At 34.8% G+C, this 26,115-nt stretch carries 23 protein-coding genes and 3 pseudogenes; 6 read left to right on the top strand and 20 right to left on the bottom strand.

The annotated features are described in order from the left end of the window. Positions 1 to 65: 65 nt before the first annotated feature. The 8 genes and pseudogenes from ACQKNI_RS01595 to ACQKNI_RS01560 form a co-directional block, all read right to left on the bottom strand. Entirely contained in the window at positions 66 to 2,513 is a 2,448-nt protein-coding gene (locus ACQKNI_RS01595) for a YhgE/Pip family protein (protein WP_427282131.1), read from the bottom strand. A 184-nt stretch (positions 2,514 to 2,697) separates the two neighbouring features. Next, positions 2,698 to 3,270 carry a TetR/AcrR family transcriptional regulator gene (locus ACQKNI_RS01590; protein ID WP_088229619.1) on the bottom strand — a complete coding sequence of 191 codons (573 nt, stop codon included), beginning with the start codon at positions 3,268 to 3,270 and terminating at the stop codon, positions 2,698 to 2,700. A 243-nt stretch (positions 3,271 to 3,513) separates the two neighbouring features. After that, positions 3,514 to 3,900, bottom strand: coding sequence for a DUF1259 domain-containing protein (locus tag ACQKNI_RS01585; protein ID WP_088229620.1), 387 nt, complete (start codon positions 3,898 to 3,900; stop codon positions 3,514 to 3,516). Positions 3,901 to 4,319: 419 nt separating this feature from the next. Next, on the bottom strand, positions 4,320 to 4,481 hold the full coding sequence (locus ACQKNI_RS01580) for a hypothetical protein (RefSeq protein WP_000441003.1): 162 nt from the start codon (positions 4,479 to 4,481) through the stop codon (positions 4,320 to 4,322). Between the two features lie 152 nt (positions 4,482 to 4,633). After that, positions 4,634 to 5,893 carry an ATP-grasp domain-containing protein gene (locus tag ACQKNI_RS01575; protein WP_427282223.1) on the bottom strand — a complete coding sequence of 420 codons (1,260 nt, stop codon included), beginning with the start codon at positions 5,891 to 5,893 and terminating at the stop codon, positions 4,634 to 4,636. Between the two features lie 14 nt (positions 5,894 to 5,907). Continuing rightward, the gene (locus ACQKNI_RS01570; RefSeq protein ID WP_088229621.1) at positions 5,908 to 7,152 is read right to left on the bottom strand and encodes an MFS transporter; all 1,245 of its coding nucleotides are present in this window, start codon (positions 7,150 to 7,152) and stop codon (positions 5,908 to 5,910) included. Between the two features lie 921 nt (positions 7,153 to 8,073). Next, entirely contained in the window at positions 8,074 to 9,519 is a 1,446-nt protein-coding gene (locus ACQKNI_RS01565; RefSeq protein WP_088229622.1) for a L,D-transpeptidase family protein, read from the bottom strand. 326 nt (positions 9,520 to 9,845) lie between these two features. After that, positions 9,846 to 9,911 (bottom strand): annotated as a pseudogene (locus ACQKNI_RS01560) (MarR family winged helix-turn-helix transcriptional regulator); the annotation flags it as partial. A gap of 182 nt (positions 9,912 to 10,093) precedes the next feature. On the opposite strand from ACQKNI_RS01560, the gene ACQKNI_RS01555 reads away from it, so the two are divergent. Further along, positions 10,094 to 10,942 (top strand): DUF2935 domain-containing protein, encoded by an 849-nt coding sequence (locus ACQKNI_RS01555; protein ID WP_088229623.1) that lies wholly within the window; start codon positions 10,094 to 10,096, stop codon positions 10,940 to 10,942. A gap of 414 nt (positions 10,943 to 11,356) precedes the next feature. Next, the gene (locus ACQKNI_RS01550) at positions 11,357 to 11,662 is read left to right on the top strand and encodes a monooxygenase (protein ID WP_098840856.1); all 306 of its coding nucleotides are present in this window, start codon (positions 11,357 to 11,359) and stop codon (positions 11,660 to 11,662) included. 323 nt (positions 11,663 to 11,985) lie between these two features. On the opposite strand, the gene ACQKNI_RS01545 is transcribed toward ACQKNI_RS01550, so the two are convergent. The 7 genes and pseudogenes from ACQKNI_RS01545 to ACQKNI_RS01515 all read right to left on the bottom strand — a co-directional run bounded on the left by ACQKNI_RS01545 (position 11,986) and on the right by ACQKNI_RS01515 (position 17,034). Further along, positions 11,986 to 12,981 carry a D-cysteine desulfhydrase gene (locus tag ACQKNI_RS01545; RefSeq protein ID WP_088229626.1) on the bottom strand — a complete coding sequence of 332 codons (996 nt, stop codon included), beginning with the start codon at positions 12,979 to 12,981 and terminating at the stop codon, positions 11,986 to 11,988. Positions 12,982 to 13,326: 345 nt separating this feature from the next. Next, positions 13,327 to 13,398 (bottom strand): annotated as a pseudogene (locus tag ACQKNI_RS01540) (DUF4073 domain-containing protein); the annotation flags it as partial. A 179-nt stretch (positions 13,399 to 13,577) separates the two neighbouring features. Beyond that, positions 13,578 to 14,690: an aminopeptidase gene (locus tag ACQKNI_RS01535; RefSeq protein ID WP_088229627.1), complete on the bottom strand. Its 1,113-nt coding sequence runs from the start codon at positions 14,688 to 14,690 to the stop codon at positions 13,578 to 13,580. A 59-nt stretch (positions 14,691 to 14,749) separates the two neighbouring features. After that, positions 14,750 to 15,085 (bottom strand): hypothetical protein, encoded by a 336-nt coding sequence (locus ACQKNI_RS01530; RefSeq protein WP_088229628.1) that lies wholly within the window; start codon positions 15,083 to 15,085, stop codon positions 14,750 to 14,752. Positions 15,086 to 15,138: 53 nt separating this feature from the next. Next, a pseudogene (locus ACQKNI_RS01525) lies at positions 15,139 to 15,333 on the bottom strand (RtcB family protein); the annotation flags it as partial. Between the two features lie 193 nt (positions 15,334 to 15,526). Next, on the bottom strand, positions 15,527 to 15,952 hold the full coding sequence (locus ACQKNI_RS01520; RefSeq protein ID WP_088229629.1) for an ester cyclase: 426 nt from the start codon (positions 15,950 to 15,952) through the stop codon (positions 15,527 to 15,529). Positions 15,953 to 16,113: 161 nt separating this feature from the next. Next, positions 16,114 to 17,034 carry a class I SAM-dependent methyltransferase gene (locus tag ACQKNI_RS01515; RefSeq protein ID WP_088229630.1) on the bottom strand — a complete coding sequence of 307 codons (921 nt, stop codon included), beginning with the start codon at positions 17,032 to 17,034 and terminating at the stop codon, positions 16,114 to 16,116. A gap of 214 nt (positions 17,035 to 17,248) precedes the next feature. Here ACQKNI_RS01515 and ACQKNI_RS01510 point away from each other — a divergent pair, with 214 nt between their 5' ends. Continuing rightward, positions 17,249 to 17,830, top strand: a complete 582-nt coding sequence (locus ACQKNI_RS01510; RefSeq protein WP_088229631.1) for an AAA family ATPase — start codon at positions 17,249 to 17,251, stop codon at positions 17,828 to 17,830. Positions 17,831 to 17,974: 144 nt separating this feature from the next. Continuing rightward, positions 17,975 to 19,057 (top strand): LPXTG cell wall anchor domain-containing protein, encoded by a 1,083-nt coding sequence (locus ACQKNI_RS01505; RefSeq protein ID WP_427282130.1) that lies wholly within the window; start codon positions 17,975 to 17,977, stop codon positions 19,055 to 19,057. Positions 19,058 to 19,124: 67 nt separating this feature from the next. Here the strand turns inward: ACQKNI_RS01505 and ACQKNI_RS01500 are convergent, their stop codons facing one another. Together ACQKNI_RS01500 and ACQKNI_RS01495 are read right to left on the bottom strand one after the other, a co-directional pair. After that, on the bottom strand, positions 19,125 to 19,802 hold the full coding sequence (locus tag ACQKNI_RS01500) for an ABC transporter ATP-binding protein (RefSeq protein ID WP_088229633.1): 678 nt from the start codon (positions 19,800 to 19,802) through the stop codon (positions 19,125 to 19,127). Then, positions 19,802 to 20,866 (bottom strand): ABC transporter permease, encoded by a 1,065-nt coding sequence (locus ACQKNI_RS01495; RefSeq protein WP_088229634.1) that lies wholly within the window; start codon positions 20,864 to 20,866, stop codon positions 19,802 to 19,804. The genes ACQKNI_RS01500 and ACQKNI_RS01495 overlap by 1 nt, the downstream gene beginning before the upstream one ends. A gap of 184 nt (positions 20,867 to 21,050) precedes the next feature. Between ACQKNI_RS01495 and ACQKNI_RS01490 the strand changes: the two genes are divergently transcribed. Further along, positions 21,051 to 21,674 (top strand): ArsR/SmtB family transcription factor, encoded by a 624-nt coding sequence (locus ACQKNI_RS01490; RefSeq protein WP_088229635.1) that lies wholly within the window; start codon positions 21,051 to 21,053, stop codon positions 21,672 to 21,674. A gap of 69 nt (positions 21,675 to 21,743) precedes the next feature. Further along, positions 21,744 to 23,003: an MFS transporter gene (locus ACQKNI_RS01485; protein WP_098252535.1), complete on the top strand. Its 1,260-nt coding sequence runs from the start codon at positions 21,744 to 21,746 to the stop codon at positions 23,001 to 23,003. Positions 23,004 to 23,105: 102 nt separating this feature from the next. Here ACQKNI_RS01485 and ACQKNI_RS01480 read toward each other — a convergent pair whose 3' ends face one another. From ACQKNI_RS01480 to ACQKNI_RS01470, 3 genes are all read right to left on the bottom strand, one after another. Further along, the gene (locus ACQKNI_RS01480) at positions 23,106 to 23,576 is read right to left on the bottom strand and encodes a DinB family protein (RefSeq protein ID WP_098252536.1); all 471 of its coding nucleotides are present in this window, start codon (positions 23,574 to 23,576) and stop codon (positions 23,106 to 23,108) included. Positions 23,577 to 23,781: 205 nt separating this feature from the next. Continuing rightward, on the bottom strand, positions 23,782 to 25,158 hold the full coding sequence (locus tag ACQKNI_RS01475; RefSeq protein WP_427282129.1) for a sensor histidine kinase: 1,377 nt from the start codon (positions 25,156 to 25,158) through the stop codon (positions 23,782 to 23,784). Between the two features lies 1 nt (position 25,159). Beyond that, a complete protein-coding gene (locus ACQKNI_RS01470) occupies positions 25,160 to 25,837 on the bottom strand; it encodes a response regulator transcription factor (RefSeq protein WP_088229639.1) in 678 nt (225 codons plus the stop codon). Positions 25,838 to 26,115: the final 278 nt, after the last annotated feature.

Genomic DNA, 26,115 nt, shown 5'->3' with positions numbered 1-26,115 from the left:
TACATATAAAACAGTCCTTCACTTGACTAGAAAAATCAAGTAAAGGACTGTTCGTCTTATTTATATTATTTAATTGCATCAGCAAGCTTTCCGTATTGACGCTTATGCATCCAAGTTAATGTACCAATTGTTCCAAGTGATAACAGAACAATGAAGATCATTAAAATACCTGCGTTTTGCCACATATAACTGAAGTCTCCGCTTGAAATCACTGCTTTAAATCCTGATACAGAATATGTCATCGGGAACCATGCGTTAAAGATTTGCAGCGGTTTCGGAATTAACTCAAGTGGGAATGTACCCGCACTTGTTGTTAATTGTATAATCAATGTCAGGATTGCAATAAAACGCCCTGCATCGCTGAAAGCTGTTACTAAAAATTGAACTATCGCAATAAACGATAAACTTGTAATAATACTAAATAATATGAAGTATGGAACACTTTGTACTTCAACACCTAACCAAAACAGTAGCACTGCGTCTGCCACAAGTGCTTGCATCACACCAACGGCAAGTAGTACACCAAACTTACTAATAAACCAGCTAAATCCTGATTTCGGTATACCAACTGTTTCGCGTAACGGGAACACGATAGATAATAACAATGCCCCAACGAATAAACCAAGAGATAAGAAGTACGGCGTAAAGCCTGTTCCGTAGTTTGGAACCTCTGTTACTTTCTCAGTTTCCACTTTCACAGGACTCGCGAACATGTCATATTTGTTCTCGTCACCTTTTGTTTCACTTGTTTTCTCAGCACCTTCGCCAAGTTTTGTTGCTAGTTCTTTTGAACCGTCATTTGCTTCGCCAAGACCGTTTGTTACTTTGCCAGAACCGTCTGCTAACTGGCTAATACCGTCTGCCATTTGTTTTGAACCAGAAGATAATTCACCTAAACCACCTGCTAGTTGATTTGAGCCTGTATATAACTGACCTAAGCCACCTGTTAATTGATTTGAACCTGTATATAACTGACCTAGACCTGCTGTTGCTTTACTAGACAGTTGATTTAAACCGCTATTTAAACCACTTGCACCTTTTGATGCTTCTCCTAATTTCTCACCAAACACTTCGAAATTCGTTACAAATGACTGTTGACCTTCTGCTAATTTACCGGCGCCAGCAACAAGCTGCTGTTGACCATTTTGTAATTGATCAACACCATTTTGAAGCGCTACCTGACCAGCATGAATCGCATTTGCGCCACCGGCAAGATTTGTAGCACCGTCTTTCATTTCATCTGTTTTTCCAGCAAGTCCTTTCACACCTTGTGACACTTGTTCTGTACCTGCTGCCACACCTTTGCTACCTGCTTCTAATTGTTGAACAGTTGCTTGTAATTGTTGTTTCGCTTCACCATCAGGTAGATTTTTGATTTGTTCATTTAAAGCAACTAAACCGTTCGCAACGTCTTGAGCGCTTTTTGCTGTTTTATCAGCGCCACCACTTAACTCATTTGCTTTTTGTTGCCACTTTGTTGCACCTTGCGCTAACTCGGAAGCACCTGCGCTAAGATTTTCAGTTCCTTTTGTTAAATCTGGCAATTTCTTTTGCATTTCTTGAACGCCAGCTGATGATTTTTCTAAACCACCATGTAAATCATTCATACCTTTTTGAATTTCTTTTGCTCCACCAGCTAACTTTCCTTGCCCTTCTTGAAATTGAACAAGCCCATCTGCTAGCTGTTTAGAACCGCCTGATAATTGGCCTAAACCACTTTGAAACTCTCCTTTTGGATCGACAAACTGTCCTAAACCTCCCGTAATTTGCTGGGAGCCAGTTATTGATTTTCCTAAGCCGCCCTCGATTTGCTGAGATCCACTTAATAGTTTTCCAACACCAGTTTGCATTTCACCAGTCTTGCTATTTATCTTATTCAATCCATCTGTTACTTTCCCAGAACCGTCTTTTAATTTCCCTGTGCCATCATAAATCTTACCAGCACCTTCACTCGCATCCGCAAAGCCTTTAGAAACATCTTGTAATGAATCAAACATTGTTTCAGCATATGTTTTTGTTACTGCAGCTGAAACTTCTCCTTTAATTTTTTCAATAGCTGATCCACCAATTTGTGAAGATAAGAAGTTTAAGCTTTCATTTGGAATGTACTCTAGTTCTGATTTTTTCGGGTTTGCATCCATCAATGTTGTTGTATTTTTCGAGAAATCTTTTGGAATGCGAATCGTCATGTAGTATTTGCGATCATCCATTCCTTTTTTTGCTGTTTTCTCGCTGACAAACTCCCATTTGAAGCCCTCTCCCTCTTTTTCTTTCAAATTATCAACAAGTTCTTTACCGGCTTCAATCGGTTTTCCATTGTACACTACACTTTCATCAAGGTTTACAATTGCAACTGGTAAATCCTCTAATTGATCATATGGATCCCAAAACGCCCATAAAAACATACCAGCGTACAATACTGGAATAAATAAGACTGCAATAATTGGAATTAAGATTTTTTTGTTTTTCATAATGGTAGCAAACTCTTTTCCAAGCAGTTTCAATCCTCGCATTGTTTACTCCTCCTCCTAAATAATTGACCACTTTGTTCATATAGTCAATTTTTGCAAAAAAAAGAAGAAAATAACGAACAATTCATCTTCTCGTATATGTTTGTATTTTCTTACATTTCCTCCCCCACTGACACATGACTGAATTATTCAATTGGTCATATTTTATAATAATAAGAGGATTATCTCATTTTGACAATCCTTTTAATAAATATAATTCAAAAAGTTTAGCAATATGCTCTTTTTCTAACGGTTCATGGTGTTTTTCCCAATCAAAAATAAGAGCTACATACAAACGAACCATAATAAATGCTGTAATTTCTGGATCACATTCCACAATTTCACCTTTAGCAATGGCATCTTCAAGACGCGATTTAACAAACGTAATAATTGTAGCATCCAGTTGCTTCATCACATCTTGCACTTCTTTTGTTCCCATATCTCGCTCTTCTTGAATAAGCTTAATCATGAGTTGGTGATCTTTTCGAAACTCTAAAATACTATATAAAGTACTATGTACGTTTTCAAAAAATGGTTCATTTGAATCGATAGTCATTTCTGCTACTTGCTTCATTTCTGTAATCAAATTAAAAATGATTTCACCAAACAATTCTTCCTTATTTTTGAAAAACGTATAAATCGTTCCCTTCCCAACATTCGCTAACTTTGCAACTTGGTCCATTGTTGTTGCCTTATAACCAAACGTTGAAAAAGAATTTGTTGCAGCTTCAATAATAGAATGTTTTCGATCTACTGCCACATCTCCACCTCCAAATGACCTTTTGGGTAATATAGTCAATAAGTTCGTTTTTGATATTATCACGGTTTCCCGTTGTTTACAAGTCCTCTCATTTTATTTATTTCCAACAAGAAAAGACATTCCAAATATGGAATGCCCTCTATTATTTTATAAAACTATTCACTTAAATTTGTTTTCCTAATATAACATTTAGCACTCTAAAATATTCTAATTAACCTAATCACTCATAACTAAATAAATTTGTTAATTACATAACGCTCGTCTTACTTTTCTAGCGAAATGTAGTGGATCATCAACGTCTTCGATATTAACGTAAATCAAATTGGGATTATCACATAACCACTCATTGTGTATAGACGAAACGATTATTCCTTGTTTAATAATTGCAGCAACAAATTCTGTAACTTCCTTTTGTAAGAGCGCTACCCGCCCTAGACATAATGCTCGTCCAGTTTTATTATCTCGTGATTCAAATGAGAAGGAAGTTGTTACTCTAAAACGTTTTCCTAAGATTGTAGCTTGTATTTCATCCCGATTTATCGTTGCCACACATTTCCCGCCGGCGAATCCTTCTTGTCCGCCGATAATTCTTGCAAATTGTTGACAAATTGATTCATCATTACATGCCATACCTTAAATCCCCCCTTTTACTATTAGGATATGAATGCATACATATGTCTGAAACGGTAATGAATCTATTCTATTATAAAAAAGATGATGGCAATCTACCGAAAGCTATTAACTCAATTATTCTTGATCGTATAAATTGTTATTAGAGTTTAAATGGTGCAGAATTTTTATTTTATGCTTAATGGACATCGGAGACTGAAAGCAAAACTCAGCTATTATATGGTAAGACATTTTTAAAGAGCATAAAAAAGACACCCTAAGGTGCCATCCTCCGACTTGAGAATCGTAACTATGTATGGAGAAATTTAGAAAAGACAAATACAAAAGAGAAGATGCTAACTATAATTTATAGAGCTCTTATGCCATGAATTACTTACATACATATTTCCTTATTTACCAGAAGAAGAATCCCAGTTACATTACTTTCTGATCAGTCTCGTTAAAGCCATCCCAATAAATCCAGCACCCATCCCTATTAGCCATCCAGCATGAGTATCACCTAATATAGATCCCACTCCTCCGCCAAGAAACATGCAGCCAACGAATACTAATCCTCCAATTCCCCAATTCGGCCGTTCCATAGTTCAATCACATCCTTTCCATAAAACATATGCGATTAGCTACCTGAACTTTCTTGCATTGGATGGTTAATTATCTTGCTTAGGCTTAACACTATCAGGGAATTCAAAAATTTCTCTTTTTTATATAGACCAGTCATTTGCTACATTTCTTTTTACATATATTTTTTAAAAGAAGGTTTCCATTCTGATAAATCCTGATAAACAAACGTTATATTGTCACATATCTCCTCTGCAACCTCGTACATATGTTTTATATCATTAGCCGTAAATAATATACATCCTTTGCGCTGAGTGCTATCCACAATATTTGGTATGGTGTCGCCCTCTTTTACTAATAGATCAATTAATACGACCTCGGATATGTTAGCTAACCCTTTATACTTGATTTCTTTTAAGCAACCTGGTTTTGGAATTAAGCTTAAAGACATAGCTTGACATTTTGATGGTACACATCTAAATTCATCTATAGTCTCAGTAACTAGCGCATCATAATAGTATCCAAATTGAGATATGCCAGTTGTTAGTTCCACCATCTTCCAGATGTTGCCGCCACCTATTCTAACTTGAGACTCTATGATTATTGGCTTATTTTGTTTTTCTAACTTTATTTCTGTATGAGTAATGCCATTTTCCATTTGCATGTCGTCCAAAAATAGCATTACTTTTTCCATAATTAATTGTTTTTGAGATTCATCTATAGGTGCCGGCATAATAGTATAGTTTATTATAAACGTATCTTCTTTAAATACTTCAGCTGATATCGCTAGTATAGAATGTTTTTTGTTATACGAAACGGTTTCAACCGTATAAACTACATCACCTTCAATGTACTCTTCCACTAAAACAGGTAGTTGAATACCATTTTTTTTAATAAATACCTCTACGTCATCTCCCGTGTCTAGCTTAGATACACCTTTACCACCTGCGCCAATCGAGGGCTTTATTATAATACTATCTTTTTTGTTCAAAAATTTATTAATATCTTTAATGTTATTGCAAACTGTCGAATCTATCGAAAAGTCTTTACCTGCTAGCATTTCACGCATCATGTCTTTATTGCGGGTTATCATATTAGCATTGTAAGAAGGCCCTTTAACATTAAAAATCTTTGCAATTATGCAAGCTGTATCTAATGCTGTTTCGTTGAAAGATACAACCACATCAAAGGGTTTCTCTTTGAATAATTCTTCAGCATAGTATATAGACAAGGGTATGTTTGTCGTGTCTAATTCTTTTTTATAGAAACATTTTCCTAAGATAGTCCCATCAAAATATATGTGTTTAGCGTACGATCCTATGTACGAAACAGTATAGCCACTGTCTAATGCATCTTGTATAGGCTTTGTCCATCCCCCTATAAATAAAATGTGTGTTTTATTTTCTATGTCAGTTCCTTTTAATACCTTATGCATCATAATCATCTCCCCTAAAATGAACTCGTATATTCAATATCATTTCCTTTTGATACACCTCGTCTTAACAACGCCACTAAACACAATGTTGTTCCGAATCCCCCTATAAATAACGTAGTTTGAAGCCCAAATATAGAAATTAAAAATGCACTAGCAAAACTTCCTAATGCCCAAGCTCCCCAATTCAGCGTACGCTGTACAGCATTTACTCGGCCTAGCATGTGATTTGGTGAGGCAAGTTGTCGTATAGTTGCAGCGTAAGGGCCAAATACACCTTCTCCCATACCATGTATGATACTTGCGGCTACTATTCCGTAAACTGTTCCCATATATCCCATTATCGGTATAAAAGCCAAACCGGTAACTGATACAGTGGCACTATAAATAAGCATTTTTGTATTATTAATTTGTTGACTTTTTTTCATGAGTATCGTATTACCTATTAAAAACCCCACCGCTGCTGAACCTACAACAAATCCTATTTCAATTTCAGATAGACCCATTACCTTATAAAGGAATATTACTAAAATGCTATTTAATATGTATTTAAAAAAACCATAAACAGCACCACATGTCACAATTGGTTCCAATACAGGGTGTTTTTTGAAATATACCAAACCTTCATATATGTTTTGGTATATAGATTTTAAATTTACGTCTTTTAAAGAACCTTCTGTATGTGGTTTAAACTTTGAAATAAATAATACAAACATAAAACAAAGAAAATACGTTACTGCGTCAACAGTGAATGAGCCTGTTAATCCGACTAGAGTAATGACGATTCCAGCAAGCATAGGACCAATTACTATAGAAAGAGACTCCGAAAGTGCTAGTTGAGCGTTTCCTTTTTTTAAGTTGTCTTTATCTGTTAGTATTTCCGGTAAGAAAGAAGGAATGGCAATGTTGTAAAATGTGGTGAATATTCCATTTAAAAACATGATAAATACCAGTAGAGGGAACGTTATAATATTTGTTACAGTCAGTATGAATACTGATAAAAACAATACTCCTTGACATAAACTACAAATTAGCAAGACATTTTTCCTATGAAAAATGTCTATTAAAGCACCGGCTACTAACCCGAAAATTAGGTATGGGACGAATATAACCCCGCGAATCATAGCGGCATTTGCTTCACTTGTTTGTAACACCTCTAATGCAAAAAGCGGCAAAGCTACTATTGTAAACTGAGTACCTAATAAACTTATAGACTGTCCTAGCCAAAGCTTGTGAAAATTAAAACGTTTGCTATCTTTCATAATATCCCCCCATTAAATTCATATTTATAAATTATCAAGTTAACGATCTAAATAAGAACAGGAAAAACCTATCTTTCAACTAATGTCTGTACCACATAAAAATTCGAAGCCTAATATAATAGCGATTTTAGTTTCAAAATGAAGACTTGGTCTTTAAAACTCTCTTGGCTAATGAAAAGCTCATCTTCCGAAAAATAATTAAGCATTCGTTTATAAACCAATTGAAATACAGATGGAATTTACTTGTAAAAATCAGTTTATGAATTAGTTTGTTTCGAATTCATTTTCCGATCGTATGTCACTCTGAATCACCTCCAGACTCAGTATAACCTTGAAGGTACGCTGTTGTACGCATTTTGGAATGTAACAGCAAGATAACAAAGTTACAATGACAAGTTGTGATGTAATTATACGTAATCAAATTCGCACGACTGGAGAAAAATCTGTGAATCTAAAGTATCAAGTTTGAATTCAACACGTCACAACTATACACTTGGATTGGACCGATACTTTTATAGCGGTGATATATCAAGTACTCCTTTCCTATGATTCTTCAGAAAGAATAGCGTATTTTTTCATATTAGATGCTATTTTGTTTTGTTAGCTTGATAACGATGTAGTGGTCCCACTTTTAAAATAGTAGAGTAGAAACATGAAAAAACTCCTAACAAATTTTGTTAGGAGTTTTTTAAAATATGCGATATTCATTATCGATTATTATTGACTATTTGAACACTTATTTTTTTATCTCAATCTCTTGCCACTTTGTTTCTTATAAGCAATAAACTGTTGTCTTCAAACAAAAACACCTCTATTGCATTTGCACTTAGTATGCGAATGCAAGAGGTGTTTTTTCATGTACCATCAGGTAAGATTTCCTGCTTTGTTTATTCGTTTAAGTTATTGATACGTAGCTATTTTCTAGTACACGATAACTGGATCATACGTGCTCAAACTATCATAAACAGTTTTTGCAACATTAGGAAGAAGGTTCACACACCCGCCTGATCCGCCTGTTAAATAGGCATTATTTGCCCAGTCTTTTCGCCAGCCGGCATCATGGAATCCTTGACCGCTATTTGTGAATGGAACCCAGTAATCTACTTTAACTGCATAATCAGCTTTACCTACTGCGCTGCCTTTCAGCGTGTATGGTGTTCGTTTGTATAGGACGTACCACACACCTGGTGATGTATCTTCACCCGTGCTATGTTTACCAGTTACTACATTTGTTGTGACTGCTAATTTTCCATCTTTGTAAATCCAAATTTGTTGCTCTGCAATTGAAACTTCCGCATACGTGTCTCCGATGCCATTATTCGATGTTGTTTCATAACCGATACCTTCTTTATCCCAGCCATTCCCGTGAATATTAGAAGCAGAAAGCGATTTTTCGCCTTTCTCAAAGGCTTGCCCAACTTGTTTTGTCTCTTTTTCAACATCTAATGCCCAGCCGTATCCTTGTCCTTTTACTGATATGACCGAACCAGAATGTGTTTTAAAAGCGAAGTCTTTATTTAATGTAGATTTAGCATTATTAATTTCAGCAATCTTTTTCTTAATGTCGCTCTCATCGATTGTCACTTTCATATCCTTTGACATAGATGCATTTTGAATTAAATCTTTTGCTTTTAAAGGATACACTTCATTCTGCACTTTATATTCAACGGACTGCCCAAGAAGATTCTGTAGTGCTTTCTCTTCTTTTTTGATAATCGGATCGTCTTCTTTAATAGGTTGTATGTATGTAGACTTCAAATGAATCTCGCTTTTATGCTTCTGCTTATCGTAATCTTTTAGTAGACTCGCAACGTCATACTGTTTTCCTTCAACACTTTTGGAGATAACAATTTTTCCTTGTTCAAGCTTCGCCATAGCATCTTGAGGCGCTTTTAATTTTTCATTCATAGAGATGAGCTTTTCTTCTACAAGTTTTTTCATCGTTTTACTACGATACTGATCTACCTCTTCTGGTAGCAATGAATAATTTTTTTCCTTTGCAGAAGGGAAAAATGTCCACTGACTTTTTAATAGTTTCTCAACTTGCGGCAAATCTTTTTCCGTAAGTTCCGTTTTTGTATCTTTTTCATCTAAAATTTGCTGTTGATCGACATAGACTTTATTTGCTAGTCCAGAAGTTTTTAATTTCTGCATTGCCTGATCAGCACTCAGACCACCGACTTTTGTGTCGTTAATCGTAACATTTGAATTGAAATGCGTTGCCTGATAATAACTCATTCCCCCAATGAGAAGTGCAATTATACCAACACCCGCTGCGATTAGCTTCCAATTTGTAAAACGTTTTCTTGATCTTACCCGTTTCTTACCCACTTCTTCAACTGATTCATTTACTTGATTGTTGTTCATCAATCTTTCCCCCGTATACATTAACGTCAATCGATTTTAAACCAAAACCATTGACTAGTGTACCTGATTTTCCCTGAAATTTCATTATTTTTTACTAGATTTTATCGCATTAAATTGATAAATTTAGACTTTTTAATAGAACGACAGAGAAAAATGGTAGATATTTTTTTCAATTCACACTGAATAGTCCCTTACAAGTAATAAATTATTATAACAAGTGTTCTCACTCTATGCCTATCAATCTAACTGAACAAGTTGCTCCAAAAACGGTTCCAACAACAATACTTGTTGTCAATATAGCGAGAAACGCTAAGACGTTAAAGAATAATAATCCCCCTCTGCTCTGGGGTAACTCCATAAGGCATTAATCTCTTGGTAAAATAATTGGTCATTTTAAGTGTCAAATTATTTACCTATTATTTTTCTAAGTCAAAATCAATCCCATACATTCATATAAAGATAGATACGGAGTGAGCTTTTTTGGCTATCAATAATGAATTTTTATTGATGGTATTTATATATATATTTACTCATAAGAATAGAACTAGATTAGTATTTACTGGGGGGATTAAGAATGAATAGAAATGAAACCTCATTACATCCTGATACGGGTGTTACATCTGTAATGTTTGTTGAACGATCATTAAATGAAATTCGTTTTTGGTCTAGAATCATGAAGGAGCATTCTTTTTTTCTTCGATTGGGGTTTAGATGCGAGGATACCCAATTAATCGAAGAGGCTAATCAATTTTATCGATTGTTTGAACATATCGAACAAATAGCGTATTCCTATACAAATGAAACAGATCCTGGGCAAATAAAAAGATTTAATTCAGAAGTACAACAAGCTGCAACTAATATTTGGGGATTTAAACGAAAAATTCTAGGATTAATTCTCACATGTAAATTGCCAGGACAAAATAATTTTCCACTGTTAGTTGACCATACAAGTAGGGAAGCTGATTATTTTAGAAGACGTTTAATTGAATTAAATGAAGGTAAATTAGATGCTCTTCCTGATGCTATTATTAAAGAAAATGTTTTCTTTTTAAGGATTATGGCAGACCATGCTAAATTTATTGGTCATCTTCTTGATCCATCGGAAAGAAAGCTTGTAGATACAGCCCGGAATTTTAGCAATGATTTTGATGAATTGATGTATCAAGCAATTGATTTAGAATCTATGAAACCACAATCTCAAACTGTTCCTCTTTTAGATCAATTTTTAGATCAAAATCGTGTGTCAGTTACATCTCTTCGGGATTTTAAGAAAACGGCACGTGATTTAATTGAGCAATGCAAAATAAAGAGTATCATTCATCCATTATTAGCAGACCATGTTTTCCGTGAAGCTGATAGATTTCTTGAAATAATTGATATGTTCGATGCTCATCTTACAAATATTAAATCACAACCTAGATAGTAGAAAATAAGGAAAGATACTATTTTTCCTCACGCTGAGAAGTTAACAATTTATTGTTAGCTTCTTTTCCTTATGACTTTCAGAATTTCTGAGTAATGGAATTAATCTTACGTATTTTAGTGGCTAATTAAGATAATATAATGTGTGTAACTTAGCATTTGGAGCGTTACTTGCTGGTCTCTTAACTGATATACTAAATGTGAATTGGCATTGGTTTGTTAGCTTTCTTACTTTTTAGTGCAGAATAATAATAGCAGTACGATTAACTGAGACATTACCATCATTCGAATCAAAAAATCATCATCAGCCAACAAATGGGATGCAATTTTTTATACAAAGGAAACCTTTATCAAGTAGCTATCAAATCAAAGAAATTTCCAGTGAACTTTACATTGAAAATAGGAGTGAGTGAAAATGGCATATCTATTACAAGTTGATTTTCCGTTCGAAGGTCCTTTTGGTGAAGAAATGGAAAAAGCATTTTGGGATTTAGCAAAAAGTATTAACGAAGAAGAAGGGTTCCATTGGAAAATATGGACAGAAAATCAAGAAACAAAAGAAGCTGGAGGCATCTATGTATTTGAAGAAAAACAAGATGCTGAAAAATATGGGGAAATGCACAAGAACAGACTTCAAGCATCTGGTGTTAAAGATATTAGAGTAAGAATTTTTAACATCAATGAAGAGCTAACTAAAATTAATCATGGTTATGTGAAATAATAAGGGATACGCAAAGAAAGAAAACAACTAGAATGAACAGAAAGTAAAGGTATCAGGACCAGATTAGCAGTTCCAATTCACGTGGAGGTGTACATAAAAGAGTGTTCTCAGCCTTTAATATATATAATGGTTCACTTCCATTATGCTTTTAAGATGTGAAATACGACTACACCCCATAAGCCACAAATAAAATTAATAAAACAGAAATGCTAAGTACCATATATACGATCCATTTTAAATTTGAACTCATATAATCCCCCCTCTCACCTTCTAATAATTCCGGTATATAACAAAAAAGCATTGGATACCCAATGCTTTTTTACTTACGCAAATAAAGACGTATTCGCATATAAAGCTGGTGAACCACCTGAATGTACGAATAAAATGTTGTCTTCTTTATTAAATTTACCTTTTTTAATTAAGTCGATTAGTCCCGCTACTGCTTTACCTGTATACACTGGATCAAGTAAAATACCTTCTGTTTTCGCAAGTAACTGAACTGCTTCTACCATTTCCGCTGTTGGTAACGCGTAACCTGGCCCTACATATTCATCAAAACATGTAACAGCGTCGCGTGAAATAAAGTTCGGAATGCCAACGTGAGCGGAAGTTTCGTTTACAAGTTTTGCTACTTTCTCTTCTTGCTCCGCTTTTCCTCTACTTACGTTAATTCCGATTACAGGAATCTGGCTTTGCGTTCCGGAAAAACCAGTAATTAAACCAGCGTGCATACCAGCGCTACCGCTTACGCAAACGACTGAACTGAAATCAATTCCTTGTTCAAATGATTGCGCCATAATTTCTTGCGCACAAGCAACGTATCCCATTGCGCCAGTAGGATTCGATCCACCAACTGGTATTACATATGGTGTATTACCCTTTTCACTCACTTCGTTCGCTACTTTTTGCATCTCTTCCATCAGATCTGCTCCGTTCGGTACAACAATTACGTTTTCAGCACCTAATAAGTGGTATAAGAAATAGTTACCGTTAAAATCCGGCTTCTCTTCTGGCTCAAGCCCTTCCTCTAATACAAGGATACATTTCATTTTTTCTTTTACCGCAGCTGCAAGAGTTAAACGGCAATGGTTAGACTGAATACCACCAGCTGTAATTAACGTATCTGCACCTTTTTCCTGTGCGTCCGCAACTAGAAACTCTAACTTTCTCGTCTTATTACCACCAGCTGTTAAACCAAGTAAATCATCTCGTTTAAAATAAATAGTTGGGCCACCAAGTGCTTCAGAAAAGTTGTTTAACTTTTCAATTGGTGTATATGACTCTGTATATTTTTTTCTTGGGAATTTAGATAAATTCATCAATGACGCTCCTTTTGTACTTCTTTCACAATATATGTAACGATACTATTATTACATGGAAAAATGATGAAGTCATCTTTCTGAATTGAAAATGTATTGAATTTCAATTTCAGTACGGTATATGAAATTTATATCGACGATTTTTCAAATATATCGTTCATAACTTGAAATATATCGACGATTTTTCAAATATATCGTTCATAACTTGAAATATATCAGCGATTTTTCAAATATATCGTTCATAACTTGAAATATATCAGCGATTCGACACGGAATATCGACTTACCGACAAAAAACGACAAAATAAAAAGAGCCCACTCATTAAAAAGTAGGCCCTCTTCCAATCTACTTATTTATCGAAAAACGAAGTAGCTGTGTTAATCCCGGCTGTAAATTCATTTCTCCTTTATGGCGAAGGAGGGATTGTAAAGATTGATGGAATAAAAAATTAAGTGTTTTTTAAGAGATTTTGTCTTTTTTTGCAATCCACAATTAGCCATTCGCGCCAATCTAGCTTTCTAGACTTTAACATTGCATAAATGTAAATTTAGATGATAAATCTTTTAGTTTCCGTTACATAACCACAACAAAATACGCTACTTTTTTAAGTTCTCTTCATTTAATCCTAGTAACACTGGTAAAACAAACTCCCCATCTTTTCTGATCAGTACATCATCAAACCAAACTTCACCCCCGCCATACTCTGGCCTTTGAATATGTACTAAGTCCCAATGTATCGCTGATGTATTCCCGTTGTCTGCACCTTGCAACGAATCTCCAATCGCTAGGTGAAAACTACCATTTATTTTTTCATCAAATAACGTATTATTCATCGGATGTAGTATGTAAGGGTTAAAAGCCAGTGCAAACTCTCCAATATATCTTGCTCCCTCATCTATATCAAGAATTTGATTCATTCGCTCTGTATCATTTGAATATGCCTCTATTATTTTTCCATGCTTAATACGTAACTTTATATTTTGAAACGCATAACCTTGTTGAACAGATACTGTATTGAATGTTACTATCCCATTCACTGAATTTTTAACAGGCGCTGTATATATTTCACCATCAGGTATATTATCTGTACCATCTCCCTTTAAAACGCCAATTCCTTCAATGGAAAAATTCAAATCCGTACCATTCCCAATGATTTTCACTTGCTTTGTCTTTTCCATTAATTCTTTTAACGGATCCATTGCTTTGGACATTTTATTATAATCTAACGTACAAACATCGTAATAAAACTTCTCATAGGCCTCCGTGCTCATATTCGCTTCTTGCGCTGAAGCAGCATTCGGAATTCGAGTTGTCACCCATCTCGTTTTATACACTGCTTCACTATGTGCCTTCCCAAATACCTTTTGATACAATTTCATTTTCTCTGCTGGTACATCCGCTAATTCGTATGCATTTCTAGGACTACGGAGATTAATATATACTTGCATCTTACTTAAACGATAACACTCCCAATCTGCAAATAACTTAAATTGTTCTTCAGATCCAGACAAAATCAATTGCCTCGTAACAGAAACGTCACGCATTGATACATGTGCATATCCTCCTACTTTTTCCACTGACTTGATAATTTCACGAACTACTATAGGATCTATTTCAGTAACACTTTGAATTAATACTTGGTCACCAGGTTTCACTTTAGTGGAATGATTAACTAGCACATCTGCTAATTTAGATAACCCTCGCTTCATTACGCTCCTCACCCTTCCATTCCCGTTTCAAAAACTTAATAAAAAAAGAGAAATACTCTTCAAGCATTTCTCTTTTTCATCCGAATGACAGATATAAAATAAATCATTAAAAATATAATGTATAAATTCCATAACGTAGGTATTGCAGCTACACTAAGGTACAGAGTCCCAGGTAATAACCAAAATCCGCTAAATATCATCAAAATAGGTTTCCTAACAAGCACTGCAATTACTGCTAAAAAAGAAGGAAGTAACAACATGAAAAATATAGTGATATATACTTCCTTATCAAGTATTTGATTGCTGTAAGGATTGAAATAAAGGAAAACGATCGAAAGGATAAAAATGCTTATAGCCGCTAAAACTCCTATATAAACATATACATTATTTTTCATAATCTATCTTCCTTCCAATAGCAACATACTGATGTATAAACGTTACTCCCTTTTTAGTTCGCTTTAAAATTATAAATCGGCTTAATAACATGCTTGATATCGATTGTGTCCTTTGTATTCTCAACAATTTCATTCATTGGCTTATATACCATTAGGGTTTCATCTAACGTGCTTTCTGCAACAGATGTAGTCCAAACTTCTGTCATTGTATTTTGGAAATCCTCTAAGTTAAGTACTTCTTTCGCTTCATTGTATTTTCCTTGTAATTTCAACATCTTCTATTTCTCCTTTCCTTCAACTTCCTCAAAGCAGTATTCACATATATATGTAGCAATATATTTATAATTATATTTTCCATCACTACATTTAATCTCCTTGTTTTCCCTAAAAAAAGAGACACAGAGATTTCTCCCCATGCCCACTTATAGCTTTAAAAGTTAACTATTGATTATTTTTATTGCGCTCTAATTGGTTTTGAATTCCTGACCTATCAATTTGAATCCAATACTCTGCAATTTTTCCATCTTCTATTCTATATACTGCACTTGCTATTTGAATAATTGGGAGTCCTGTAGGCTGATATCCATCGATTTCTCCTACATGCATACCTACTTGTTTCCAACGTACATATACTTTACTTCCTTGTTCTAAAAATTCTTGAATTTCTAAAGAAAAATTACCATATACTTCAATCATTTCTCTTACATGTTCAGCATAATCTTCAGGTGTTCTGCAAACTGTTTGTTCTTCTTCAGATACAATTTGATGTGCCAATACTTTTTCTGCCATGAATTGATTTGAATAGTCCGGATTGTTCCCTGAACGTACTTCTTCAAAAAATTTTCTAACAATTTGTTCTGGCGTCATTTAAAAACCCCCTTATTAAGAAATCCTATGCTAATCATATCATAGTTTATTTTAATCTACCTATTAAAGTAAACTGATTCGTGTATACAATAAAAAGACAAAATCTCTTCTTTCTTAAGATATCCCAATTGTTCCTCCTGAAAATTCACAATACTAATTATCTACTTCTTCACCGCATGCACATACTGCACCGTCTCAAAAGCTTTCAAATAATCATTTCGTCCTTCAAAATATACTGTATTTATGTCCTCTGGCGATAAGTGCTCATAAATGAGTAAACCCGACTTCTCTAACAGTGCTTCCATTTCGCGATAAGAATAACATGACTTCATCGGTTCTCCGCCTACTGCAGCCATTTTCACCATGTTTTCAACTCGATTGGACAATCCTTTTTCCGTAAATAAGTTTTCATCGGGATAATCGAAAACGATAGAACTCCCCTCTGGAACCATCTCGAATAAACATTCTATTAAACTAGCAAGTTCCTCTTTCGTTAAATAGTACGAAACACCTAACAGACTAAAGAACGTTTTTTTATGTTCAAATCCTTCATTCCGTAACTGTTCATAGGAAATTCCTTTCGTAAAATCCATCGAAACAAAATGAAGGTGATTTGGAACTTCAAGTTCTGCTTCTTTTATTCTCTCCTTCTTAAACCGTTGTGTAGAAGGATGATCCACTTCAAATATTTCTATTTTATTCTCTAACTCTCGGTGTCTAAAACTGAACGTATCTAAGCCTGCACCAAGTATGACGTATTGTTTTGCGCCTAATGTCATTTCATGTAGTAATACTCTTTCACAATATGCTGCACGTGCTAACGGTGTTGGTGATAACTGCACTTGTGTAATCCATTTTAATATTTCTTTCGGATTGTCTTGAAACTGCTGTGCAATGTCTTTATTGAAAAAATGTATCCCTTGAACCATGTTCGTTTCAATATCATGACGTTCTTTTTGTGAAATGAACTCTTTGGCGATATAATCGTCAAAAATTTTAGGACTATCAAACTCACTATGATACGCCCTTCCAAAAGCTGATACTAACGACGTTATACTTGCTTCACCTTTTTTCACGCACATACACTCCTTCATTTTTACAACAAAAATAGGGTTCCCCTGGCCAGGAGAACCCTATTATACACGCTATTTTTATATTGGTAAATTATAGCATAAATAAGTTTTTTTGTCAAGTTTTCAGCTCGTTATCTCTCCGGTGCTTTGTATGTTCTCTGGCAGGAAAATTGTCGATTTACGCAGAATATTCCAGATTACAACGATATATATGGAGGACAATATGAAACGATTCGTCATTATTACAGTAGGAAAAACTCACAGTGGAAAAACTACATTTGCTAGAGAACTTGAAAAAGAGTTACCCCACTCTTTCGTTATGGATCAAGACAACCAAGCCGAATTTATTAACACGCATTATGAAAAATTACAGCCGGCTAAAGGTCCTAATACATTTAAACACGGACTTTCAAAATTCATTGTTGATTATGCAAAAGAATATACAAATTTACACCTTATTATTTGTAACTCTAACCGCAGTAAAAACGGAAGATTATATTTACTAAACGAATTATTTCCACAAAACGAATATGTACGCATACTCGTTCATTTTGACATCCCAGATAATGTACTTTATGAAAGAGTGGCTCGTAGTAAGCGAAGCACCAATATTTTTAGAGGTGATTACTCTAGCTTCAAAAAAGTACTCAATCGACAACAGGCTGAATCACTACATGAAGATGTCGTAGATCCTATAAAAAACGAGGCTGATTATTTGTTTGTTATTCACGACAGTAAGGATATAAATTGTACTATAGAAAAAATTATTCATCTCGCTAAAAGTTCATCCCCTGCCCCTAAATAATAGATTTTAAACATTACATAATCATAGATTATTATGCAAATAATTCCTCTAGGAGCCGAACATAGTATATAATGATATAATAATCTGCTTTTATATGCTCAATTTTACACAATGGAATTCATCCATAGGAAAGAGGTACAAAATATGAAAACAAAACAAACAATCGCTGCGTCTACACTAGCTTTAGCAATGATTGCTGGCGCAAACTCGGCTCATGCGGAAGTAAATGAGGCTACTCCTCAGCAAAGCGCAGAAGATCGATTAGCTGAAATTAAGCAACATAAACAAGAGGTAGATGCGAAATTGCAGCAGCACAAAGAAAATGTGGATCAAACGTTACAAGAACTTAACCAAGTTAAGCAAACTGTCGATGAAAAAGCGAATGAACTACATGAACATAAACAAGTTGCTGATGAAAAAATCAACGAAATTAAACAACATAAACAAGAGTTAGATGCAAAACTTCAGCAAGACAAACAAATCGCCGATGAGAAAATTGCTGAAGTTAAAGAGCATAAACAAGCTATCGATACAAAGGTTAATGAGATTAAAGAACATAAACAAACTGTCGATGAAAAAGTGAATGAAATGAAGCAACATAAAGAGAACATCGATCAGAAGGTTACTGAGCTGAAGGAAGTTAAAAAACGTGCGGATGAAACATTAGCTGAGTTAAAGAAGGCGAAACAAACTGCTGAGGATAAACTTGCTGAGTTAAAAGAAAATAAGCCGAATACTGGTAACACGTTAGAAGAACTGAAGAAAATTAAAGGTAATTTAGATAGTCTTTCCGCTAACTTAGAACTAGCTAAACAAGATGTACAAAATAAACTAGCTGAGTTACAAAAAGCGAGACAAGACTTAGAAAATAAATTAAATGAAATGAAGCAATCGAAACAAACTGTTTCAGATGATTTAGCACAGAAAAAGCTAGACTTAGACATTAAAATAAACGACTTTAAACATACTGAGAAAAAAATTGATGAAAAATTAGCTGAGTTACATACAACGAAGCAAAATTTGGATAACAAAATTAATGAAGTATCACAACCGAAGCAAACGATAGTGAATACTAACAATACGAATGTTCCAGCGGAAAACACTGCTAGAGAACTCCCTAACGCTGGTAGCGAGCAATCAAGTCATATGGCTTTAGGAATGTTATCTATTCTAGGTGGACTTTTATTAGTAACACGAAATAAAATTAAAACGTACTTCTCGAAATAACGCCATTATAAATATATTTATAAAAAGGACAACAACGCTTATATGCATTGTTGTCCTTTTTCATTGTTTAATTTTGTATTAACTGTCCATCTCTAAGCGTCAATATACGATCACATACATCAAGCATTCTTTCATCATGTGTAATCATAATTGCTGCTTTTTGACTTTCTTTCACTTCACGTTTCATCATTTCTACAACTTCACGTGCGCGTTTTGAGTCTAAGCTTGCCGTTGGTTCATCAGCTAATATTAAATCTGGATTGTTCATGAACGAACGAGCGATTGCGACCCTTTGTTTTTCTCCACCAGATAGTTGATTTGGATAATGATTTTTTCTTTCTCCTAATCCAAATGTTGCTAGTAAGTGATCCGCGCGCTTTTCAGATTCTTGTTTGTTTTCTTTTTTAAGCTTTGCAATGTACAGTAATTGTTCTTTTACATTTAAATATGGAACAAGATTTGCGAATTGGAAAATGAAACCGATTTTCTTCAAACGAATGTCTGTCATTTCCTTTTCTGATAACTTCGTAATATTTTGCTCACGAATGTAAATATCCCCTTTTGACGGTGATAGTAATGCACCCGCGATTGATAATAACGTACTTTTCCCTGATCCAGAAGGACCGACGATTCCGATAAATTCTCCAGCTTTCACATCAAGCGATATCGGATGAAGGGCTGTTACTTCAGTATTCCCTTCTCCGTACACTTTACTTACATTGTCTAATTTTAATAATGAAGTCATTACATCCCGCCTCCAATTGCTTCTAATGCATCAACTTTTAATACTTGATATAACGAAATAAGTGTTCCTAAAATACTAATTACGATAAAGATTACTGCATATTGTGCGATCATTGGTGTTGTTAATAAGAACGGCATACCTGCTGGTAAAATTTGTTCTAACCCTTGTACAAGAACAATACTGATTATCATCGCAACGATTGATAAGAATAACGCCTGTACAACTAAGCTATTTGCTAAATAAGTGTTTTTTGTACCGATTGCTTTTAATACACCTAATTGTTGTGTTTTTTGTAATGTAATTACGTAGAAGAATACACCGATTAGTAACGCAGCGATAACAAGTAAGAACGCAATAATCATCGTTAATGTTCCTTGCTCTTCTTTAAATCCTGGAATACTTTGTAATACTTCTTTTTTATCAATTACGTGAGCATTTTTTACTTCTTTATCTGTATTAAGTGCAATTGCATTATAATCTTTTTGGTTTGGTTGTGAAATATCGCCCCATACGTCTTCATTTACATAAACGACTGGTGTATGGCTAAACATTTGATTTTTCGTAAATCCAACGATTTTAAACTCTTTCTTTGAAACAGGATCAATAATTGTATCTCCAATATCGACTCCTTTTTCTTTAATTGATTCATCAGCAACCATTTCATTGTTTGCTGTACCTAATTTCTCACCTTCTACAATTTTCGGTTCTAAAAATGAATCACGTTCACTTGAGAAAATAGCAACATCAACTTTTTTCGAACTACCTTTCTTTTCATAAGTTGAATTTTTCACACGAAACGGAACGGCCTCTTTCTCGCCTACTTGATTTACTACGTTATCTACCTCATCTTGCTTAATTTGTGAACGAAGTAATTTATTTTCCGCATCATCTGCTAAAACGAACTTATTTGCCTCCATATTTTGAATCGATGAAGCATTATCATATGATAATCCATTTGCTAATCCTGAAATCACAAGGACTAAAAATGATAATAACACCATAATAAGTCCGATTAATCCGTATCTTAATTTTGATTGTTTTAATTCACGCAGAGCTAAAAACATTTCGCTCGCTCCTTTCTCTTACTTTCTATGCACTTATAATAAAAAAGAAATATGAACGGAAGATGAACAGAAGATCAAAAAATAAAGATTAAATTTTCTGAAAGTATTGAAAACAAATGGAATCCTTGATACAATTCAGTCAAATAATATTGACCGAGTAATTTTATTTAAGGAGTTGATCATTTTGAAGCCCATGTTCACACTCACTACTTATAGCCAACTAAAAGCAATGAGCGATCCACTACGAGTCGAAATGATGATGCGACTATGCGAACGTCCTTATACAGGACAATTACTATCTGAAAAATTCGGCATTTCAAGGGCGAAAATTCATTATCATTTAAAAGAATTAGAGAAGAATGGTTTTATAGAAATCGTATATACAGAAGAAAAAAATGGCATCGTTCAAAAATTTTATCAATCTGTCGCTAGAGGCTTTACCCCTGCCGCAGAACTATTACCTCATCTAGAAATATTAAGTGAATCAGGACGCCAAATCTTTTTACAAATGACGGAAAGAACGAAAAGTCATATTCTCGCTGCACCAGAAGAAGCTTTTACATTACGAAAAGTAAGCGAAGACCCCTCTGAGTGGAATTACGTTTCATCCTGCTGGGAGTTTGATGCTACGCCAGAACAATTTCAAGTGTGGGTGAAAAAGTTTCATGAATTGATGTCTGAATTAAATGAGATCGCAAAAGACGCGGATAAAGATCCAAATAGTAAATCATATTACATTTCTACTACTGCACTACAAATCGATGAAAAAGCAATGCAGCGGTTTGTGAAAAAAGAAGAAAAATCGTAATACGATTTTTTTTACAACAACGGTCAATTTTATTTTACCGATTAATTTTTTTATAAAGGAGTAGATAAAGTGGACGTATTAAAAAACCGGAATTTCTTCTTATTATTTTTAGGGAGAATTTTTACAAACATAGGAGATAGTTTGTATTATGTAGCGGCGATGTGGCTCGTATATAAACTAAGTGGCAATCCTTTTTATTCTGGATTAGCTGGTTTTCTTACGTTATTACCTTCTGCACTTCAATTTCTTACCGGTCCATTCGTTGATAGATGGTCAATTAAAAACACCCTCGTCATCACACAAGTTTTGCAATGCATTCTTATTTTAATCATTCCTATTACACACTACTTTGACCTACTAACAGTCCACCTACTACTCATCGTTATGCCCATCGTAGCTTTTATCGAACAATTCGCCTATCCCGCACAATCGAAAGCTTTACCACTTCTACTGCATAAAACACAACTATTAAAAGGAAATTCACTCTTCTCATTTGCATATCAAGGCATCGATTTAATTTGTACGACTCTTTCTGGAATATTAGTAGCACTATTTGGCGCCGTTACTTTATATGTAATCGACTCTTTTACATTCGCGATTACTGCCCTTTTGTTCTTTTCATTAAAAATACCGAAACAAACCGAAGCAAACACATCACTTTCAACTAAACAATATTTCTCTGATTTAAAAGAAGGTTTTTCAATCGTCTTCCGTTCATTAATGGGCGTATTCTTAATCGGTTCCGTTGTCGCTAATTTTTCAATCGGTATGACGATGGCAATACTCCCTTCTTTCGCTGACTCTTTAGGCGGTGTGAAATTATACGGCTTCTTTTTAGCCGCTATATCAGCTGGTAGTCTAATCGGAGCACTATTCAGTTCGTGGGTTGGTAAACGTCATGTTGGCCGTGTTTCCATTATTAGCTTTGCGGCTGGTGCTGTCTTTTGGTTTTTCTCTACGATTGTACCGTTTCAATGGCTATCTATTTTCTTATTCGGCCTAGCTTGGATACCAATTGGTGCGACCAACATATTATTTGCGACAATTAGTCAAATTGTAATTCCAAATCAATATATTGGACGCATCAACTCTTTCATGCGAAGTATGGGCACCATTGCGATGCCGTTTGGTTCTTTAATTGGCGGATACACTGCGAATGTATTTAGTAGCCAACTCATTTTCGCGCTCGCAAGCATCGGAATCTTATTCATTTCTCTCGTATGGCTACTTCATCCGAAATTACGAGCATTGCCGAAAGCTGATGAAATTACAGCGGATACTTTTGGGGTTCGGTTTAAGGAAGAACGTGGGAAAGGTGCAGCTTTATAGCAAACAAGCATAACCCCGTTCTAAATTTAGAACGGGGTTATGCTCGGATGTAAGTTTTATTCAATAATAACGCTCTTTAATAGAACGAACTAGAACGTTCTATCAACGATTTGCTGGCCATGCCCCCTGCATTTTCCTTAATTGAATAATTTGGCCCGTATGATAAGCATCATGAAGCATGATGTCCAATAATTTCCCCTCAAGTGAATTTTGCTCAAGCTCTTTTTCAGTAATTGCACTCAACACCTGTCTTAAATTACGTTGAGCATTTTCAGAACGTTCAACGACTTTCTTCCATTCTTTCTCATCATTAGATTGATTGGTAAGATAGAAGGTTTCACCACCATCGAGATTATTTGTCCATTCACGGCCTTCCAAGTTTGCAGCAAGCCGCTCTTTGTAATATGTGAGATGATTAACGTTCTCCCAAATGGTGTTCGTTACCTCTCCAGATGGCTTCCACATAGCCTGTTCGGCTGTAAGTCCTTCTATAGCATGTTTAAACGGTGCATACCAACTCTCTTTATCGAATGTTGAATCTAGTGCATTTAATAACAAATCAACTCGTTTCAAAATAATCTCCCCCTAAATAGTTACAGTTCTCATCAAACCCTTATAACTCTGTAGGGATTCTACATTTTCAAATAAACTTCCTGCAAATCTCACTCCACAAACTCGTCCCGATTCTGTAATTAAAATGACTCACATTTTTTCACTTTACACGTAGACTAACGAACAAAATAGAAGAGGCCGTTCCAAACAGCCTCTTCCCTTACATTTATTTCGGAAGCTCAACCCGAACAGTCGTCCCTTCCCCTTTCTTGCTATATACCGAAACGGTTCCTTGATGCAGTTCAACGATTTTCTGTACGATCGATAATCCTAATCCGCTACCTTCCATGTTTCTTGCCCTTGCCGTATCTACTTTGTAAAAACGATCAAAAATACGTTCCATTTCTTCCTTTTCCATGCCGATTCCATTATCGGATATAGAGACCATAACGCTAGACTCTAATTCTTCCACGAAAAATTCAATCGTCCCAGCATCGTTTGAAAACTTAATACTATTCATAAAAATATTACTCCATACTTGATGAAGTAAGTTTTCATCACCTTGTATTGTAATGTCCGGCACATCAAACTCAACAGCTATATCTTTTTCACGCCATTTCCATTCGAGCATAAAAATGACGTCTTTAATTTGCTTTTGTAAATTGAATTCTTTTATCTGCAATACTTTCTCTTCTTTATCTAAAGAAGCTAGCGTAAGTAACTGTTTACATAAACTAGACATTCGCTTACTTTCGCCCTCAATAATTCGTAAATAATAATTTCTTTCTTCTTCACTCATCTTTTCTGTTTGCAATGTTTTCGAAAAACCTTGTATGGAAGAAAGCGGCGATTGAAATTCATGCGAGACATTCGAAACGAATTCTTGTCTCATTTCATCCAATTCTTTTATACTTTTCGTCATCTTCTGGAAGCTCGTAGCTAACGTACCAATTTCATCTTTTCGTTTTACGTCTAATTCGATATCATATTTACCACTTGCAATTTTTTGCGTAGCCCTCGTAAATGTACGAATGGGGCGAACGATATAACCTGCTGCAATTGCTATAAAAATGATACTTAATAGCACGATAAACACAAGTAATACCGCTAAGAAAATTCGCATCTCGCCAAATTGGTTCTGAATGTCAGGACGAATAAATAAAGCGTACTGTTTATCACCATGTTGCACTGGTACACCGACGCTATTAATTAACTCATTATCGAAGAAACCTGTAATAAATAGGCGGGTCGGATATGTGGAAACGCCATTAAACGTTTCGCCTTGCAATACTTTCTGAACAGTATCATCACTTATTGTCGTCTTACGAAACGCATTGCCGATACGCCTTCCATTCTTTTGGTCATCGACAATATAAATTTCATATCCTAATTTCGCAATAGACTGTAAGTATGCCTCTTTATTCTCTTCACTTTGCTTTTCATATAATGATTTTACTTCCTCGGCATACGTTAAAATCTTTTCACTATTATAAGGTTTTAACTTCACTTGATAATATACATTTGTTAATAAAAAGCCAATTATACTACTAAGTAGCATAATACCAACCGTCATAAAAACAAATCTAGAATATAATGATTTCATCTTATTTCAACTCCAACTTATAACCGAGTCCGCGCACCGTTGTAATTTGAAAATCATCTGTTCGCTTTGAGAAACGATCTCTCAGTCTTTTCACATGAACGTCAACTGTTCGTTCATCCCCTTCAAAATCCATTCCCCATACTAGTTCAATTAATTCTTCTCTTGAAAATGTTCTTCCAGGATAACTAGCAAGTTGTGATAATAACTCAAATTCCTTTAAAGGAAGCAAAATTGTTTGACCGTTACACTTTACCTCGACACCTTTACGATCAATTGTCGTTCCGTGGAGTGTAATAATGTCAGCACTCAGCATTTGATAACGGCGCAATAATGCTTTCATACGGAAAATCACTTCAGCTGGTTCAAATGGTTTTACAATATAATCGTCCGTACCAGAAATGAATCCTTTTTCTTTATCGACTAACTGATCTTTTGCAGTTAATAAAATAACCGGTATATCATGATACTTTCTGATTTCTTCACATAACGTATAGCCATCCACATACGGCATCATAATGTCCACTATCGCAAGATGAATATTTTCCTTCTCTAACACGCCTTGCGCTATCTTTCCATCTTCCGCTTCAAAAACTTTAAATCCCTCTTTTTGTAAATGGTAATGTAATAACTCTCTAATATGCTTATCATCATCAGCTAATAAAATATGTATCATCTTCATTAAACCCTCTCTCGTTCGTCCTTCTACATTCTTACATTAAGAAACAATTGGTTTTTTTGCAAGAAAAAGAAAAACAATATGGTATGAAACAGTTGTTTCTTATAAAAGTTGAACCAATTGGACTTTTACCGGCAGCCCGTCCCTCACCTAACTTCTTTGCTTTCGCTGCATTTTGAGGTGGAGTCTTACTGCCCGGCAAATAGCGGGATAATTAAAAAGAATCTATTTTGAAAAAAGATTATTCAAAATAGATTCTCACATTTTAGTATTAAGATTAT

Source organism: Bacillus sp. NPDC094064, assembly GCF_050279585.1.
GTDB lineage: Bacteria > Bacillota > Bacilli > Bacillales > Bacillaceae_G > Bacillus_A.
This window is presented reverse-complemented; position numbering and strand designations above follow the sequence as displayed.

What these genes read in the sequence shown, in the direction of transcription:
- ACQKNI_RS01500 (WP_088229633.1), bottom strand. Translation starts at nt 19,802, where the DNA reads ATGACTTCATTATTAAAATTAGACAATGTAAGTAAAGTGTACGGAGAA.
- ACQKNI_RS01585 (WP_088229620.1), bottom strand. Translation starts at nt 3,900, where the DNA reads ATGGCATGTAATGATGAATCAATTTGTCAACAATTTGCAAGAATTATC.
- ACQKNI_RS01520 (WP_088229629.1), bottom strand. Translation starts at nt 15,952, where the DNA reads ATGACGCCAGAACAAATTGTTAGAAAATTTTTTGAAGAAGTACGTTCA.
- ACQKNI_RS01475 (WP_427282129.1), bottom strand. Translation starts at nt 25,158, where the DNA reads ATGAAATCATTATATTCTAGATTTGTTTTTATGACGGTTGGTATTATG.
- ACQKNI_RS01595 (WP_427282131.1), bottom strand. Translation starts at nt 2,513, where the DNA reads ATGCGAGGATTGAAACTGCTTGGAAAAGAGTTTGCTACCATTATGAAA.
- ACQKNI_RS01495 (WP_088229634.1), bottom strand. Translation starts at nt 20,866, where the DNA reads ATGTTTTTAGCTCTGCGTGAATTAAAACAATCAAAATTAAGATACGGA.
- ACQKNI_RS01570 (WP_088229621.1), bottom strand. Translation starts at nt 7,152, where the DNA reads ATGAAAGATAGCAAACGTTTTAATTTTCACAAGCTTTGGCTAGGACAG.
- ACQKNI_RS01510 (WP_088229631.1), top strand. Translation starts at nt 17,249, where the DNA reads ATGAAACGATTCGTCATTATTACAGTAGGAAAAACTCACAGTGGAAAA.
- ACQKNI_RS01505 (WP_427282130.1), top strand. Translation starts at nt 17,975, where the DNA reads ATGAAAACAAAACAAACAATCGCTGCGTCTACACTAGCTTTAGCAATG.
- ACQKNI_RS01545 (WP_088229626.1), bottom strand. Translation starts at nt 12,981, where the DNA reads ATGAATTTATCTAAATTCCCAAGAAAAAAATATACAGAGTCATATACA.
- ACQKNI_RS01575 (WP_427282223.1), bottom strand. Translation starts at nt 5,893, where the DNA reads ATGCATAAGGTATTAAAAGGAACTGACATAGAAAATAAAACACACATT.
- ACQKNI_RS01565 (WP_088229622.1), bottom strand. Translation starts at nt 9,519, where the DNA reads ATGAACAACAATCAAGTAAATGAATCAGTTGAAGAAGTGGGTAAGAAA.
- ACQKNI_RS01470 (WP_088229639.1), bottom strand. Translation starts at nt 25,837, where the DNA reads ATGAAGATGATACATATTTTATTAGCTGATGATGATAAGCATATTAGA.
- ACQKNI_RS01535 (WP_088229627.1), bottom strand. Translation starts at nt 14,690, where the DNA reads ATGAAGCGAGGGTTATCTAAATTAGCAGATGTGCTAGTTAATCATTCC.
- ACQKNI_RS01550 (WP_098840856.1), top strand. Translation starts at nt 11,357, where the DNA reads ATGGCATATCTATTACAAGTTGATTTTCCGTTCGAAGGTCCTTTTGGT.
- ACQKNI_RS01530 (WP_088229628.1), bottom strand. Translation starts at nt 15,085, where the DNA reads ATGAAAAATAATGTATATGTTTATATAGGAGTTTTAGCGGCTATAAGC.
- ACQKNI_RS01580 (WP_000441003.1), bottom strand. Translation starts at nt 4,481, where the DNA reads ATGGAACGGCCGAATTGGGGAATTGGAGGATTAGTATTCGTTGGCTGC.
- ACQKNI_RS01515 (WP_088229630.1), bottom strand. Translation starts at nt 17,034, where the DNA reads ATGTGCGTGAAAAAAGGTGAAGCAAGTATAACGTCGTTAGTATCAGCT.
- ACQKNI_RS01555 (WP_088229623.1), top strand. Translation starts at nt 10,094, where the DNA reads ATGAATAGAAATGAAACCTCATTACATCCTGATACGGGTGTTACATCT.